General features: G+C 52.0%; 16 protein-coding genes. 3 read left to right on the forward strand and 13 right to left on the reverse strand.

Annotated elements, in window-relative coordinates; all coding sequences use genetic code 11:
* Nucleotides 1-19: 19 nt before the first annotated feature.
* Nucleotides 20-745 (reverse strand): hypothetical protein, encoded by a 726-nt coding sequence (locus I8746_RS06495; protein ID WP_196184051.1) that lies wholly within the window; start codon nucleotides 743-745, stop codon nucleotides 20-22.
* Nucleotides 732-2,210, reverse strand: coding sequence for a hypothetical protein (locus I8746_RS06500; RefSeq protein ID WP_196184050.1), 1,479 nt, complete (start codon nucleotides 2,208-2,210; stop codon nucleotides 732-734). Before I8746_RS06500 ends, I8746_RS06495 begins: the two co-directional genes overlap by 14 nt.
* Before the next feature lie 131 nt (nucleotides 2,211-2,341).
* On the opposite strand from I8746_RS06500, the gene I8746_RS06505 reads away from it, so the two are divergent.
* Nucleotides 2,342-3,232 carry a WYL domain-containing protein gene (locus tag I8746_RS06505; protein ID WP_196184049.1) on the forward strand — a complete coding sequence of 297 codons (891 nt, stop codon included), beginning with the start codon at nucleotides 2,342-2,344 and terminating at the stop codon, nucleotides 3,230-3,232.
* 249 nt (nucleotides 3,233-3,481) lie between these two features.
* Here I8746_RS06505 and I8746_RS06510 read toward each other — a convergent pair whose 3' ends face one another.
* The 4 genes from I8746_RS06510 to I8746_RS06525 form a co-directional block, all read right to left on the reverse strand.
* Complete coding sequence (locus tag I8746_RS06510) at nucleotides 3,482-4,339, reverse strand: HNH endonuclease (RefSeq protein ID WP_221100347.1); 858 nt, start codon at nucleotides 4,337-4,339, stop codon at nucleotides 3,482-3,484.
* Nucleotides 4,336-5,895: an AAA family ATPase gene (locus I8746_RS06515; RefSeq protein WP_196184047.1), complete on the reverse strand. Its 1,560-nt coding sequence runs from the start codon at nucleotides 5,893-5,895 to the stop codon at nucleotides 4,336-4,338. Before I8746_RS06515 ends, I8746_RS06510 begins: the two co-directional genes overlap by 4 nt.
* Before the next feature lie 146 nt (nucleotides 5,896-6,041).
* Nucleotides 6,042-6,206: a hypothetical protein gene (locus tag I8746_RS06520; RefSeq protein WP_196184046.1), complete on the reverse strand. Its 165-nt coding sequence runs from the start codon at nucleotides 6,204-6,206 to the stop codon at nucleotides 6,042-6,044.
* A gap of 98 nt (nucleotides 6,207-6,304) precedes the next feature.
* Nucleotides 6,305-6,499, reverse strand: a complete 195-nt coding sequence (locus I8746_RS06525) for a hypothetical protein (protein WP_311044810.1) — start codon at nucleotides 6,497-6,499, stop codon at nucleotides 6,305-6,307.
* 275 nt (nucleotides 6,500-6,774) lie between these two features.
* On the opposite strand from I8746_RS06525, the gene I8746_RS06530 reads away from it, so the two are divergent.
* Nucleotides 6,775-7,485, forward strand: a complete 711-nt coding sequence (locus tag I8746_RS06530) for a hypothetical protein (RefSeq protein ID WP_221100348.1) — start codon at nucleotides 6,775-6,777, stop codon at nucleotides 7,483-7,485.
* Nucleotides 7,486-7,765: 280 nt separating this feature from the next.
* Here I8746_RS06530 and I8746_RS06535 read toward each other — a convergent pair whose 3' ends face one another.
* From I8746_RS06535 to I8746_RS06545, 3 genes are all read right to left on the reverse strand, one after another.
* Nucleotides 7,766-7,930: a hypothetical protein gene (locus tag I8746_RS06535; protein WP_221100349.1), complete on the reverse strand. Its 165-nt coding sequence runs from the start codon at nucleotides 7,928-7,930 to the stop codon at nucleotides 7,766-7,768.
* A gap of 615 nt (nucleotides 7,931-8,545) precedes the next feature.
* Complete coding sequence (locus tag I8746_RS06540) at nucleotides 8,546-8,944, reverse strand: DUF6957 family protein (protein ID WP_196184042.1); 399 nt, start codon at nucleotides 8,942-8,944, stop codon at nucleotides 8,546-8,548.
* Nucleotides 8,945-9,185: 241 nt separating this feature from the next.
* A complete protein-coding gene (locus tag I8746_RS06545) occupies nucleotides 9,186-9,917 on the reverse strand; it encodes a metallophosphoesterase family protein (protein ID WP_196184041.1) in 732 nt (243 codons plus the stop codon).
* Between the two features lie 201 nt (nucleotides 9,918-10,118).
* On the opposite strand from I8746_RS06545, the gene I8746_RS06550 reads away from it, so the two are divergent.
* Nucleotides 10,119-10,598, forward strand: a complete 480-nt coding sequence (locus tag I8746_RS06550; RefSeq protein ID WP_176506221.1) for a transcriptional regulator — start codon at nucleotides 10,119-10,121, stop codon at nucleotides 10,596-10,598.
* On the opposite strand, the gene I8746_RS06555 is transcribed toward I8746_RS06550, so the two are convergent.
* The 4 genes from I8746_RS06555 to I8746_RS06570 form a co-directional block, all read right to left on the reverse strand.
* Nucleotides 10,570-11,262 (reverse strand): hypothetical protein, encoded by a 693-nt coding sequence (locus I8746_RS06555; protein ID WP_196184040.1) that lies wholly within the window; start codon nucleotides 11,260-11,262, stop codon nucleotides 10,570-10,572. The genes I8746_RS06550 and I8746_RS06555 overlap by 29 nt on opposite strands.
* Nucleotides 11,263-12,074: 812 nt before the next feature.
* Nucleotides 12,075-13,064: an ATP-binding protein gene (locus tag I8746_RS06560; RefSeq protein WP_221100350.1), complete on the reverse strand. Its 990-nt coding sequence runs from the start codon at nucleotides 13,062-13,064 to the stop codon at nucleotides 12,075-12,077.
* Nucleotides 13,065-13,072: 8 nt separating this feature from the next.
* Nucleotides 13,073-15,073: a hypothetical protein gene (locus I8746_RS06565; protein WP_221100351.1), complete on the reverse strand. Its 2,001-nt coding sequence runs from the start codon at nucleotides 15,071-15,073 to the stop codon at nucleotides 13,073-13,075.
* The gene (locus I8746_RS06570; protein ID WP_221100352.1) at nucleotides 15,070-15,759 is read right to left on the reverse strand and encodes a hypothetical protein; all 690 of its coding nucleotides are present in this window, start codon (nucleotides 15,757-15,759) and stop codon (nucleotides 15,070-15,072) included. The genes I8746_RS06565 and I8746_RS06570 overlap by 4 nt, the downstream gene beginning before the upstream one ends.
* Nucleotides 15,760-15,852: the final 93 nt, after the last annotated feature.

Consider the following 15,852-nt stretch of genomic DNA (forward strand, 5'->3'; position numbering starts at 1 on the left):
TCCTTGAAATGCGCATAGGTCATCCTTGATGGGAGGGAGCGGCAGCTGCGGCGACAGCTTTAAAGAGGTTCGGTAGTGTCAATTCGCGCAACTGCACGCGTAGCTGGTGTGTGGGCGTAAAGACGGTCTTATCGAGCATTTCCTCATCGCCCTCATTCCTGACCAATCCATAGTCCTGCAGCCGGCGCAGGCTAACCCTCACGAGACCTTCCACAGACTTCATTGACGCCCGCTCAGCACCAGGTATGAACACTGGAAGATCCAGTAGGAAGCTCCAGCCCGGGCGAAGCTGTTCCGCAGCGTAACTATCACCTTCAGCGGATGAACGCAGGGAGTTCGCGATAGCGAGAACCTTGTCTCTTATCTCGGCCAAGGTGCTCGGAAATGGGGCTCGCCCCTCGTCTTCTATGTGGTCTGTGGTGGGATAGAACACTGCAGCAATCGCGAGATGGATCAGTACCATGGCCACCTTGTCCTGCTCTGACATGGATCGCCTCAAGTCAGTCGGGCGAAGTGAAAAGCGGCTGTTCCTACCCGTAGGAGCAATCACCAACCCTCGCTCACTGACGTCGAGAATGACCAACTCCATACCAGCAGCGACTCCGTTGACTACCTCCGCGAACATGCGTTCACCGCGAAACCTTGCCACCAAATGCCGGTAGTCTGGGTCGTTTGCAGGATTGGCCGATATCGCCATTGCCTTGTAGAGCAGCCTAGCTGCATCCTGGCTATCACTGCTGCTCATTACTGCTCTCCTGCTTGATGACATATTTCAGGTCGTCGCCTGATACCACGGACGTTTCGAACTCACCGCTCACTTGGGCATGAAGATGGGGGTAGCGTGACTCGCTGTCGGCGTAGGCGCGATAAAGCTCGTAGGCAACAGCTTTACGTTCGACGAACGTCAGGCCTTCACGTTCAGCGAGTTCGATCAGTTGCCGAAGGTGCCAGGTCTGTCCGGAATGCATCTTCACGTCGAGCCAAGCAAGAGCCGTTGCAATAACTTCGGTCGAGAAGGGATTGGGGATCTGCACAAACTCCGCAATTTCCCCATCAACTTCTTCTTCGTCGCCCTCGTACACGTATGCGTCCCGGCGCTCCAAAAGCGCATCCAGTAAGGTCGACAAATCAAAAATCCTGGGGGGGACAGCAGGGTAAAAGCTGAGTAGAAGGTCTTCTGTGACGCTTGCGATTGCACTCAGAGGCTTTTCCATGAGCGCTGGCAGCAGCTGAAGGTCGATGTCGGGCAAGCCAGAGCGGCGCCGTGCCCGAAAGCCCAACGCCTGCCCCTGAAGAAAACGATCACCCGCCCCTCCAATTTCATTCAGCAAGTTCAGACGCTGCAGGTTGGCGCTTTGTAGTTGAAGGTTGAGCTTGACCAGCGGGGCGATGGCGTTCGGGTTGTCCATGCCACGAATTTTGGTGGCAAGCGACTCCATCATGTGATGATCGACCGACTGGCGCTCTGAGACGTGATGGCGCGCTTCATTCAACCGCGGGCTGATGTCCTTGCGCCAATTTACAGTGCCCGGTGAACGATTGGCCTGCCGAATCATCTCCCGGATCATTTGCCGGTGCTCAATAGACAGCAAGCGTGCTCGATTCGCGAGCTCCAGTGCTTGCTCAAAGCGTCCGTTTTCGATGAGGTGAACCAGCATCTTTTCGATGAGAACCTGATAATCCTCAATTTCAAGATCAAGCATCCCCATGAGCACCACGTAGCCCTGCTCAGTCGGGGTGAACCGGACGGTACCTTCGTGATCCTGCTCCAAGCGAACCAGCTTGAAGGTCAGCTCTTTGGTCTCACCGGAGGGCGCGTGAAAATACGATTCTCGGTGCGCAGCGTATCTGTTAGTGGCATTGCTCAACGTGTCCAGCACGACCTCCGCAACACGCATTCTGGCGGGTTCGCTGAGCTCGGCGCGCATCTTTCCGGCTGTGGCCATCAAGTGATCACGTACTTCGGTGAGGGTGTACCCCTGATTGATTGCCGCGCCTTCCATCATGTAGAAAAGCGAGGCAAGACAGAGGTAATTGGTATCCAGTCCCTCCAACACCTTGGAATCATCGTCGCCGCGGTGCATCGACTTATTGACATCAAGACGCAAAATCGGGCGCAAGAGCAGCAAGTTACGTTGGTGGGCTGTCAGATCGACCAGGTCACCATTCCTCGTGTCAGGAGGCTCTGCCATGTTAGAAAGGTCGTTCATATTCAGCCCACGAATTCCTTGTCGAGCCGTCGGTTACCAATCAAGCCGTAACCGAATCATTATGAGGTGGTGTGACTGATACTAGCTTTATGCCTCTAAGCATCGCAACCAAAAAATAGAACGTAGACGATTTGATGACCAAAGACATTGCAGATCACTCGCAGGCGCAGCAGGAGCGCCTTGCCTACATCGAGCTGAACCTGTGGTTTCTAGGGGAAGTGCGACGGCAGATGCTGGTGAGGCGCTTCCAGATAAAGGCTGCGTCAGCAACCCGGGATCTTGCCCTCTATGCCAGCTTGAACCCAGGCAACCTGACGTACGACGTCAGCGCCAAGACCTTTTTCATTACCCCGAGCTTCCAGCCTATGTACAGCTTCAGCTCGCAACGGGTGATGACTTGGCTGTCTCAAGGGTTTGCGGACGGCTTTCCTGGTGTCTGGGCTGCCGGGGTGCCGGCTCTACAGCCCGCACGCCTGGGCAATCCAAGCCTTAAAACGTTGGGCGTAGTGACGCGGGCCATCTTTCAACAGCAGCCCCTACTCATCCGCTACGAGTCTTTAAGCGGTGCAAGCGAGCGTGTAATTGTGCCGCATGTGCTGGTAGACAACGGGCTGCGATGGCATGTACGTGGCTTTGATCGAAAAACGCAGGAGTTCCGGGATTTTGTTGTCACTCGGATCATCGAGCCGCGGATTCTCGATAACGATGTGCCACTGGACTATGAAACACGGGAGTCCGATAACCAATGGAACCATCAGGTGACGCTGGAAATGGTGCATCATCCTGACCAACCACGACCTGAAGTCACTCACTTGGACTACGAGATGCAGGAGGGCGTGCTGAGGATGACTGTTCAAGCGCTGACTGCCGGCTACACCCTGCGCCAGTGGAGTGTTGACTGTTCACCTGATCACAGCCTCAGAGGCCCGGAGTACCGGCTATGGCTCAGGAATAATGAGGTGCTCATAGGCGTGGATAACGCGCTGCTTGCCCCAGGATTTTCAGAGTCGACTGCAGGTTAGTATCACCTGCAGCTTCGCATGCAGACCGGCCTTGAAATGGCGGTGCGATGCTCCGTCGTCCTGCGACTCATGTGCGTCGGTCATGAGTTGCGGCGCGGTATCACGTGGAAGGCGCCTCAACTCAAACTGGACAAAGACATCAGGCGCGGGCTTGGCGCCCTACCACTCATTCAATTGCTCATGATCACCTAAGTGGTCAAAGCTCACGCTCCCGGGCCATCAGCCCTGCTGCGATAACTGCGGCTCAATTCATAACTCAGCGCTGCAGAACCACTCATCATCGGCCAAAGCCGTATACATGACCTTCCTCCAATGATTAGCGGGCAGGCTTTGGCTTTGCGCAACGGAACGCAGTTGTTCACGAAATACTTCAGGCGTCAGGTTTTTCATAAAACCTCTTCGCTGATCAACCAGGGTGCCCAGGTCTTCAGCAGCGCGCACCAGGTAGCGACGCGCGATGTTAAAAAATTTGAAGTGATTCGACGCTCGCCTTTTATTCACCTCTAGCCATTCATCAGGTGGGCTCACCTTATACTGGATAACGCAGGGAATTTCGTGAGTCACCTCGGCCCTGATCCACATGTCCTCGTGGAAGCATGCGTGATCATAGTACGGGTGGATATGCTGTTGCGCAGGATCAGTGATGATTGGATTGCCTTTATCAGTATTGCAATCCCTGCAAGCAGGCACGAGATTGTAGGACAGCACGGAAAGCTGCGGATAGTGAGACTTCGGCAGATAGTGATCCAGTGTCTTGATTTCCGTAGCCAGCCCACAAAGAGGGCAAACATCATGTGCGGATACTTTAATGGCGTCATAAAGGGAGCGTCCAGGCTCTCGCTTCAGCATGTAATATTCATACAAATTGATAAGCTCGGACTTTTTAATATCACCGACGACAAATGGATCCTCTCCCCTCGCTGCTCGTAAAGGAGGAATCGTACATATTGAGCCCGCTTTTGCATGCTCCTGATAAGAAAGTGCTGCGGCCTTGAAAAATTCAATCTCGTTCAGCATCCGATCTCTGTCAGATACTTTGTTAATTGCCGATACACATTGGCGGAAGGAAAAGTCAGGCTCGTAGTCCTGAATGTTCATTCTCTTCATGGGGTCGCCTTCGAATGATTGTCGCTCGCCTTGGAGTCACGGTCTGCAATAAGCGCTCGCAGGATAGCTTGGGCTTCGAAGCCTAATCTCCCACAAAATTTCCGAAGAATTTCGTCAAACGTCTCACCTCCGTCTACCGCAGTCTGAAGAATGGTGTGAAAACCGGACAGCTGAACTTCCAAGCCGAAGACTTCGCGCGTCAGTACGCCAACATTTTCTCCAAATGTCTCAATTTGCGGGCGTTTGGCGGCGGCAGAGAGCCCCTTTCGATTGACTTTCCATGCACAGGAGGACGGAATTTCCTGAAGCACGACAGGCGAATGTGTGGCAATAATTGCCACGCCATTGCGATCGAGCATCAAATCGTTCAGGGCCCTGATGAAAGCGGACAGCAACGGCGGATGAAGGTGGCTTTCAGGCTCGTCCAGCAGAACCAGTGTTTTTTCCTCTACCCGCTCGACCAACCTGGCAATGGTCAGAAGGACGATGGCATGACCCGAGCTGAGCGTGGAAAAAAGCTGATCGGCTGCTTCAATGTACTCGGCACTGGAAAGCTCCACTTGGGTCAGCATTTCCATCCGGGCAAAATTGTCATCCGACTGCAGGCTCTTTACGGCTTCATCCCACCTGCGCCTTTTATAATCATCTCTGAAGCACGCTTGCAGTGCCTTCACATATTCGCTTTTAAGCTCAGAAGATCCCTTCAGTTCGTAGCCATGCTCAGTGGATCGTTTCAAGCCGACGTAATAAAAGCATGTCCCTTTCGAAGGATCAGGTTGATCAGGTGGCGGATTGAAGGGATCGAAAGCACTGAAGGACACAGAGACGACGCTACTGAAGTACTCATGCGTGACGGGAATACGCTCTATTTGCCACTGCCCTGTGTGGTACAATCTATCCTGATTATTCCCCTGGCCGAGCGCAGCCTTCACGATGCCGTTGAGAATCGTGGTTTTACCAATGCCATTTCGCCCAATGAGTGCATGGACATTGCTGGAGGGTGTAGAATCGGTTTCCACGCTGAATTTCAGCTCAATGCCTGCCGTATCCTCCCCTCCTGATTTTTCATAAATGAAGTCATAATTCGTACGTATCGCACCACCGTTCAAGACGCGCACGAACTGCTGCTTGATGCTCGGCAGACTCACATCGCGCAGCAGTGATATAGAAAGAACTTTCTCATCGATCACGCTTTCAAGTAGTTCCGCGTTCGCCGCGAGATCTTTCATGCCCGCTACGTACTCTGTAGCGAGCGGCCCAGGTACGCTGTTAGCAAGCTTGTCGTAGTACTCAACGTTATTACCGAGAGAAAAGAATCCATCCGGCAGTTCAAGAAAGTGTCGCTGCAACTTCGACATCGTACTGGTGTCTTTGGTCTGCCCGCGAAAACCAATCTTGACATCACCTAAATTATGCTCGACACCGCTTTGGTCGTAGATGATGACATTAAACATCGTCACGAAATCATAGTCATTCCATCGGTCAAATTTTAAATATGCACAATTTTTGGCGGTCGAGGGAACTCGATCATCCCGACCAACAACGTAAAAGTCCATTTAGGTTCCTCAAAGCCATCAACATGAATATCGATGCAAAGTGCGTGGTCGCAGGCGCCATCACGCGCATCTGGAGACTGGATGACTACCAGCCCAACTCGATAAAGGCATAATGCCATGTCTTGTGATGCCGTGTAGATGGCTTTTTACAGCTGTGACTGCCCCAGTGCCATTTCCAAAGCGTCGGCCAGCTGGTCGAGAGCGTCTATGAGACGCTGCCTCTCCCGAGCATCAATTTCGGGGTGAAATCCTCGTGCGTGCCTGAGCAAGGCTTCGAGATCATTTGTATTCAGGTCAAGCTCCACCAACATGCCGTCCGCTCCTGGTAGCTGGGCAGCGGCCATGATCACCATCAGGACTTAGCGCTGCGTAGAAGGTAGGAATGATCTTCCAGCGTCGCTCCTGCCGGTCATTGCAGTGTAGGAGACGGCAACCCCATCGCTCTGAGTTGGTAATCCGAGACGGCCTGGAACAGCATTTCGGCTTCTGCATTTAGACGCTCAATCTCCTCCGCTGCCAGGCCTGCAGCGAGCCCCTCGTGATAGCAGCGCAGCGCTTCTGCTGCTTGAAGGGAGAGCGGCTGGCTGTCTTCGAAGACTGTCAAAAAATTCCGCCTCATCATTTTGCTCCTAACCGCGACTAAACCGCTGGTGAGATCGGCCCGCCTGATAAACGCTCTTGATCGACAGCATTCCGTTGAGATGATCTCATTTAGCTAGCAAAATCTGACCGCAGGAGGATTCGCCGCTAGAGTAGGTCTTGAGCCAATTCGTAACCTAACGACCTCCAGAGAATCCAGTATGGCGCATCATCCGAGCAGCGATACGAAGAAACACGATACCGTGCTCTTCCAGATGTGGGAGCCCTTCCGGCAAAAAAATGATCGAAGAGCAACGGTTCTACCTCGACCAGGGGAAGAAAAAATTGCTCTCCCAGTTTCACGACATGGAAAAGGAAGCCGAGCAAGAAGCAGAACGTTGGCTCGAAGAGCGCGCCCCCTACTTCGACCCTGACCGGGACGACCCGGACACCGCGTACGAAAATGCCTATCAAGAAGGCGTTGGATACTACCTCCTATTGAGCGAAATGCGAGATCAGACCCGACTCAGCTTGGTCGCCGGGATGTACCATATGTGGGATAAGCAGCTCCGTAGCTGGCTGATGAAGGAAATCCGTCATTGGCACGACGGAGATACAGTCAAGAAAAAGGTATGGTCTGCGACCTTCGACGAGATTTCAGAACTGCTTGCAGCGACTGGCCTTGTCAAAGCCGACAATACGTATGTGGCTCGGCTCAGCGCCTTTCGGTACGTGGTCAATGTCTATAAGCATGGCGATGGCCCGGCTTTCGAGCGAATTAAGGCAGATCACACAGAATTCCTTCACCAGTCGGCTTACCAGGACATCGACCCTGAGTTGCTCTGGATTGATTTCACGTCCTTGACCGTCAGCGAGACACAACTCGACGAACTGTCCCAGGCTATCACCGACTTTTGGAACGGGATTCCGTACGAAGTGCGCTACAGCCAAGTCGAAGAAGCACCCGACTGGTTCACAAAGGCGCAAACGCGAGACCTCACAAAAAAGTGAAAGGGAGACAGGGGCGCGAATCTGCCGCCCCTTACCCGTTTTCCTGTAGAACAGCTAAGACTGCACCCTATTCCTCCTGGCCCGGATTTCTATCTCCAGATCAGGGTGATGATGTGTGCGATCCCCACTGCGATCTTTCCGAGATCCAGAGCCCTGTCAAACCAACGCTTTTCACTCCGGATTGCCGCGCTCGTCGCCGCTCCAGATTCTGGCTTGGCAGTCGCTCGCGGCTTGGGCAGTGCATGAGCCGTTGGGCCATTGTCATGTTCGCGGGAGGACGTCAGATCACCGCCAGGATTGTTGATGCAACTGCCACCCACGGGCTTACACTGCGGGCAGCCACAGACTTTTTCAGATTCCATAGAAAAATATCCCATTCAAAAAAAGGAAGCGTCGAACAATCTTTTTTTCCGAAAGGGTTAACGACGGCGGTGACGGTAATCACTGAGCTCCGGGCCGGTCAGGCACAGAGGAACGGCGAGGGATGCTCGAAGAGATCGGGCAAGGAGGGATTTGAGTTTAGAACGCAAGGCACGATAGAACGACAGCACCTGGCGCCAGTACTTCTGACGGAGGTCGTGCTCTGCCGACAACCCAGGCAAAATGCCTGAATCATCAAGGGCAGCGAGCGCAAGGCTGGCCTCATCGATCCGGCAATTGATCATGCGTCGATCGCAGTACCGATCGGCTAGCTCCAGGGAATCAAGAGCAGCCCACGCTCTTCTAGCAGCCCGCCCCTCTTCGGCTAAGCGCTCCCGCTCAACCCTGACACGTTCTGCCCTTAGCTCTTGCGCGAAGGAGTGGACTGCGGCCCGATGCGCGGTCGGCGGATCTGCCTGGCAAGTGGTTGAAATGTGATCGTCCATTGGGATTCTCAGTGAATGACACGCAACCAACATAGCGAGCCAGCTGGGTGCCGGCAACAAAAATCGCATGGCCGCAGTAACGCGGCATAGCTGCATCCTTCATTAGGGGGAAGCCTCTGGCAATTTTCGTTGTTCAGCGCGGTGTTGCCCTGCTCGCACATTCATCGCCGTCGAGGCACTCTCAGGAAGGTGTTCTAGAGGTCATCCAGGGCAAGGATGGCTGGCAAACTTACATACTTGCGTACGCCCACACCCGCCAAGAGATAGTCTGTTTCACGCGTGCTGAACATCGACTGCTCCGACGTAACCCTGAAGCTTGACCGAATCGCCCCGGTACGAGAGGCCCCCGACCTGCTGTCATAAACGATGCTTTTGGAAAAAACCACTGCGGGTTCACACCCCATCGCCTTGACCTGATCTTCCAATTCGCTCGACAGCATGACATCGAGAATCATCCACTCACGCAAAACCACCAAAGGGCGTTCCCGACCTCTTTGTTGTGCTTGCTCAATCAGCTCATCATCGGTGAGATCAAGCCCGTGCATCGGGTCTCCTTCCTCGAATATAAAACTGGCCATCAGTGCTGCTTCCACGGTCAATCGTCTCCAACGTTTATTTTGCTTGGCGCGCAGAGCTCTGCCGTATGGATTGGGAGGTCGCAAATTCACGATCCAGGCGTATTGCCCTAGTCACCTGGATTTTCATCAAAATGGCCTTGATCGAATCGTTGCTAATCAGCGGCTTGGCCACCCGAAAAATCTTCGGCAAGCGATTGAAGGTCGCTAAAGGCCAAGGTGCAGCCGGACACCCGGGTTATTCCGGCTCATGATTTCGTCAGGGCAGTTCGATCTCGAAGTCTGGTCTGAAACCCGTTTCATGCTCACCTGGATATCCTCTTGGGTTCGACAGCAAGCGGCACCGCCCTAGATGCATATCCATCGAGCGGTGAAGGTGTCCGTAGATCCAAAAATCAGCTTTCCCCACGAGCTGGGGCCAGTGATTGGCATATGCCGCTGTAAGGTGTTCACGTGCCCCTTTGACCACGCTCATGACTGGTGCATGGTGCGTGATAACAACAGTCTTACCTTCGTAGGGCTTATCAAGCTCTTGGCTCAGCCACGCGTGTGAGGCGCGATTACGGTCAATGACGTCCTGAGGTCGCAGCCGGCGGTACGTTGAATCCGCTCGGATCGCGTTGAAGTCATTCATTCGCGTCCACGCCGTGTGTGCGGCAACGTGCTGCGAGCCGGTAGATGAAAAATCCGTCCAGCTCGTTGCGCAGAGGAAACGAACCCGCCCGAACTCCAGCACTTCATTCTCAAGAACATGCACGTGAGGTGCGGCAGTTGCTTTCATTTTTGCCAAGGTACGATCGATGTGGCCACCGTAAAACTCGTGGTTACCGCATACGTAAACGACGGGGCAGTTGAATGCTTCATTGGCCCATGTCACACCCCGCGCCTTGGTGCCGATGTCGCCCGCCAGGATGACCAGATCAGCATCCGTGGACGACGGCGTGAAAGGCCTGAATTCGGTGTGCAAATCGGAGTAGATCAATATTTTCATGCAGAGTCTCGCGGGGCTGACGTCCAGTCCCGTGTCTTCGATTAAGCGATATATTGAATGAGTCTTTAGCATGCAAATGGGCAGCGAACGCCGCCCTGATGCACCTAGAGCCAAATGCAAGTGTTCCACATATTTGACTATACGACATTGTGCGGAACCACGCAAACCGGGCATACAGTCGGATTTTAGGGATGCTCCCGAATGCTCAGGCAAGCTATCGCCGCAGCGCTGACCTACGTACGCCAGCAGCGCCGGGTGGTACTGACCGACGTTGAAGAAGGCGTTACTGCCGCACACCTCAGTCGCGTTGAACGCGGCGAGCGCGGCGTGTCGGTGGAGAAGCTCGATGAGATCGCTCGTCAGCTGGATGTTCATCCTCTGACACTCCTCGCCTTGGCATACGGTGCCGACCAAGTCGTCCGACCTACAGATCTGCTTAAACAGGTATCCAAAGAAGTGGCTGGATTGGGCGGGTCAGTCGCACCTCTTGTGATCACAACCGATACCCGGATTCACGCACGGGTGGCGGCGGCACGGGAGCGGCGTGAAGACGTGCAGCGTCTGAAAGCTCAAGGACTGACCAAGGCGGAGGTCGCGCGAGAACTTGGAGTTTCCAAGCAGACAGTGGGAAGGCACTGGGATCAGATGGCGACTAAATATCCAAGCGACGATGATCGCTAACTGCGCGATTATGCAATGCACAGATCATATTCTTGTTGTTGCTAAGCAGCCATGTTGAATATAGACCTATCTCTACTTTCAATGGTTTGTTAAGGCGGCTAGCACAGTATACAACGCTTTTCTGGAGCACACGTCCCGGCTCCTCCATCAACATGACCGCATCCCGGTAAGCGCCGTCGCTGCCCTTATGAGCAGTCTCGTAGATCATTGGTACAGCAAAGCTAAGCAGGCTACCATCATGCCTATAATTTAGCACAAATTTTCCGCCATCAATTTCTCTATAGTGACGCAGCAAGCTCCATGTTCTGTAAAACCTAGCAATTAACTTATACAGCTCACATGTGCGTACGCAATCCAATATCTCTCCATCTTGGGAGAAATCAATGAAATGCGAATCCAGAAGACTCTCGCGTGCTTTTAACAACTCATATGGCGAAACGGCCCAGCGGCGAGCAAAGGTTGTGAGGTAAGCTGTCACGCAAGGGCATACATTTTCGAGATTAAGCTGGTACCAACTATCCGGATCTAGCTTAACCAAGCGAGCCAAGCATTTTCTATGGAAACGTATGTAGCGACGAAATATGTAGCGCCTAATTGATTTCTCAACAAGCACATAATCCTCAAATTTAACTAATGGATCCTTCGATTTTAATAATTCACTCACCAGAAGATCATCAGGCTTTAGTAAGTTTCTAAGTCGTCGTGTTATCTCAGCGAACGGAAGCTTGAAAAAAGTGACTGGCACTCCTGTAGCTACCGCGAGAAAATTATGTGATAACCGCTCCGCCAATAACTGGGTAGGAACTTTTTTATCTTGCAGCTTGGATGGCTTTCCCGCGAAAATCTCATGGATGTTTTCCCTTATCAGTTGCCAGCCACACTTAATACAAAGCCTGAAACCGGCACACCAATTATTTACCTCAAAGCGTAAATTAACCGATATCTCTTTTGCCGGGATTGCATCGAGAATTATTGCTAGATGCTCGCAATTCTCTGCGGCCTCAGCGATCCTGTGCCTGCCGCGCCATGATTTCGATAGTACATTCGTACAATGCTGGCAATAACGAAGTGGTTCCTGATGCCATGGGCAATGGGTAATGTATTCGAAATAGAATACGGCTGAGTGATAGCCCAATTTTATACATTGAGCGCAATGTCGGATTCTAGGTTGAGACCCTATGTCTAAGCTCCCACAGCCTGAGATGCTCAACCGCGGAAACCAACCGTCCAAAAATGCATACTGCAGTTCGTTGCATTCCAATCCGCAAGCTTCTTCAACGTATGCATATGGAACCTGGCTACCGTCCCACCAACGATCAGTCCCTTTTGAACCCTCATCTGACAGCTCTAAAAGTCTGCAGATATCGCTAAACCGTCGAAACCGGTTCCACTTCATGATATTAAGGAATACCAGCCAAGAAGAAGCATATTTCAGAGGGGGCCTGAGGTATATGAATCGTACTGGCTTCGAGATATTCACAGCACTCCACCCTCTTTCAAGATGTCCATGTATACACGAAGTCCAGACTCAGCAGTAGCGGACTTTATGGTGTCGTCGACCATCTCAAAGTCCGCTGAGTCTCTATGCATAGAGCGAATTAGGATAAGCCTGAAAACTTCAAACACGTATTCCGTGGGAATCACCGGGATTGCCCCGGCCACCACCTCCGACATCACCTTAAACGTTTGAGGGGCATGATTGGCCAGGCGAAAGCCAGCTTCAAAGGCTCTTGGAAGGAAAAACTGAGTGTAAGTACAACTGCTGCCGGGTGGGTAGGTAAAGCTCTCATCGTACCCTTTTACGGTTCCTTCCATCCAGGTGTGATCGGCACAGCACGGCAGATCCAATACCTCACTCAAAAATCGCGCATTGAGTTCTACACGCTTCTGTTTTATTAGTAGCTCAATTGCAAAGTTGATTTGTGTTTGACTGAAGCCGATAAGGGTGGTGTCAATGCCGTTGATGGCCAGCAAATTCTGAATATGCTGAAGATGTTCAAAATCTTCAATGGTTAGGGTTTGCAACTCATCTATAAATAGAATCCAGTGCCTCCCACCCATATTTTTCAGGGCGCTTTCAATTGCATTAAGCACATCTTGGCGCAACGCTGCGGTGTCTAATCTCTTTGGCACGAAGAGATGCAGTGCTTTGGCTAGACTTTTGACGATATGCTCCCTGCGTTTCAGCTCATTGATCGTATCTGCTGAAACGCGCGTCACAAACCGATCTTTGAGTGCTGGGTGCCTTTTCAATGCACTAATAACGAAGTTACAAGTCGTGGTCTTACCCATGCGAGGGTAAGCCTTGAAGACAAGGCATCTTTTATGAAGCATTATGTGCTCGATTACGATTTCAAGTACTTTAGGCATGCTTGGGGTGAGGGCAACGTAGTCTTTGGTCATGAGCGGATGTTCCCACATCATTTCCCGTTGCTGCTCAATATCGTAAGGATCGTAAATATCCATGGCGCCACTCAGAGCTTTTTAACCAACTCAATGAGGTCTATGCTGCCAGGCGGAACAATGTATTCCCGCTCAAGTATGGACGCATGTTTTTTGGGCTCATCTGGCTCTATCTGCGGAGCAGCATGAGACTTTAACTCCTCCGCATGTATGCCAATGTGATTTTCAGCCCTTAGTGCGTCGAGCTTCGTGGCAGACTTTGGGTCTTGCTTATTTTTTTTCGCTGCTGCCTTCAGATTGCTTTCAAGATAGCGGAAATAGGTCGTTACGATGCACTCGCCTGTCACTCGATGTAAAATCTGCCGGGATATCAATGAGTTGATAATGTCACGAACTTTGAGACTGTGTGGATGCTCTGCCCAATCGCCTTGCACCGTGAGAGGGCCTATTGAAGCACCGGTCTTCAAGTAAGCATCCACGACTCGTATATCCCCCTCGTTGACCTTGATAGTGATGGGCTCACCGACGAGTTGTGGGCTGCGTGCGAGTGCTGGAGATGTATACCTGGCTTTCTTGAAGTTAATGTAAGGTCGATGGCCATCTTCAACACCACCCTTCACTGTTCTGGGGTAACTCGCTCTGACAAGCCCCAACGAATGTTGCATGTCAATGGGTGGGCGCCTAGGGATGTAATGATCCTTTCTGACCAGTTGCTCGACGGTTGCAAGAGGTGACAGGAAGCGCAGCCCTGCTGACGGCTCTGCATTCAGGTTGGCAAAAAACGCATAGGTCAGCTGATCCAGTTCATCACTTGTTATCATGAATTCGATAGCAGCTCCTTCAGGATTCACTGCCCTGCCATTAAGAGGGCCTGCCCCCGTAGTATTCGGAAAGCGTTGAATCAAGTCCGCCGCAAATCGCTTGAATTTGTGCTCAACGTTGGGTCGTCTTTCAGGGCGACCAGGTACTCCATACTCAATCACGCATCCTATTTGCTTTCGGAGATCACTGCTGACCTTATTGGCTAGATGTGCCAGCGCATTATCGAGCCGAATGATTGACGGCAGTACCTGCGTCATCTCAGGAATAACCTCCATCGGAAAACCCGCGCCCGGTTCAATGGCCAAATCCTGTATGGTAAATTCAGGCTTTTGAAGGTTGGCGCTAAGCATTTTTCGAATGAGCGTGACAACACTTTCCGCAGACACATCATCACCATGAACGACGTAGTACCAAAGCGTAGCAGTGGTCAGGGAATCAACGGCGGCAAGGAGATGCAACTTCTTCAGGACATGATAGGTTTCGAGGCCATTTTCATGCTGGAGAATTAATATAAATATTGCATCGTAAGTATATGCATCGATCTCGATTGCGCTCATCAGTCCTGTGGACTTGGTAAAAGATGGAATACCTGTCCCAACGGGTATATGCGCTATAGCACCTCGATCACCACTGATATGAATTGTTCGCTCATAATTTTGCTCTCGCACCTGTTTGATGTAGGTGGTCAGCCCCCTTATACCCAAGCTCTTAGTATTGTAAGGCCACTCCATTGCCGGGTGATTATTCTCTCTCAGCATTCCTATAAATGCCACATGCACATCTACAGCTCGTATAGCAAACTCATGTATCTCTTTGCTCTTTTTGCCTTTCGACCTGCGCTTTAAGATCAGCGCAGTGAGCCGGCTTTCAAGTCCCGGATACCGACGAAATGTTGCGCCGAGCACGCCAGCGAGGCCCGCCCCCGACTGCCAGTGGGAGGCATCGACTTCTTTTGTTCGTATGTACGCTTTTATCGGTTGATGAGGTAGGAACGCTCGATACCCATAGACTTTACCATCTGGCGCCATCGTCAGACATCGCTTAATCATTTTCCTTAGAAAACTTCCGTCTATGGTCGTGGCATGTTTGATTGCGTCAATCGTATCCCCTTGAAGATACATCTCAAGGGCTTGCTTTCTATGGCGGTACACACCGGCATCCTTGGGTTCCAACTCCTCAACGGAGGCGTCCGGCCATGGCATTGTCGCGCGTATGAGGTCGACAATTTCGGATCGAGAACGCCTAGTCATGGCGCGCTCCAAGCTGTGTTGTAGCCAAACCCGTCTTTTCTTGCTTCCACAATTACGGAGCCCGAGATGATCAAGCGGCAGATCACGCCCAGCGCAATGGCTTGATCCGCTATATCCAAGTCCTCAAGCAGAGATCGAATCGTGCCCTTTCTCAGCAATTGAACCTGGGTACCCACGAGCTCAGTCTCATGGTCAAGCTCGTAACCCCTCAGCTGCGATGCAAATGCGATTACTTTTAGCCAGAACCCTAATTGATAGGCGACCAACGTAAGATGAGCAGACGTAATCGAAACCAGCTCCGCGTGTCGAGTAACTTGATCAGTGAGTCGGTAACGAATAGGGATCGATTTGCGATCGGAGTCATGTTTCTCATTGGCGTCTATTTGATGAAATTCGACTGCCCCAGACCTACGATCAACCCATATCCCTCTGATTTTCGTAAAATTACTGTCATCCTCACCCTCACCTACCGTCAGGCTGATGTTCACATCCTCATCGAAGCGGTAGGCCTGCACACTCGGATTGGTCTCCAGTTCGGTAGCCCAGTGAATGATTTCCAGGTCGCCCAGGATAACGAGATCAGCATTCAGTTTCGGACTGTAGACCATCCAAAGACTGCGGTTGTGGCTGCTCGTCTTGCGGCTAGCCGCTAGCTGCTCGCGGCGGTGGCTTTTCATCGTGGCCATAGGAGGCAGATCTCACTGGGTGCAAAGGTACGAAATCGCTTCCAAAAATATTAGTTCGACAGATGGTATTTGCTAGGAACATTTCGCAACTAG

This window comes from Pseudomonas sp. USTB-Z, from assembly GCF_019691255.1.
Classification (GTDB): Bacteria; Pseudomonadota; Gammaproteobacteria; order Pseudomonadales; family Pseudomonadaceae; genus Aquipseudomonas; species Aquipseudomonas alloputida.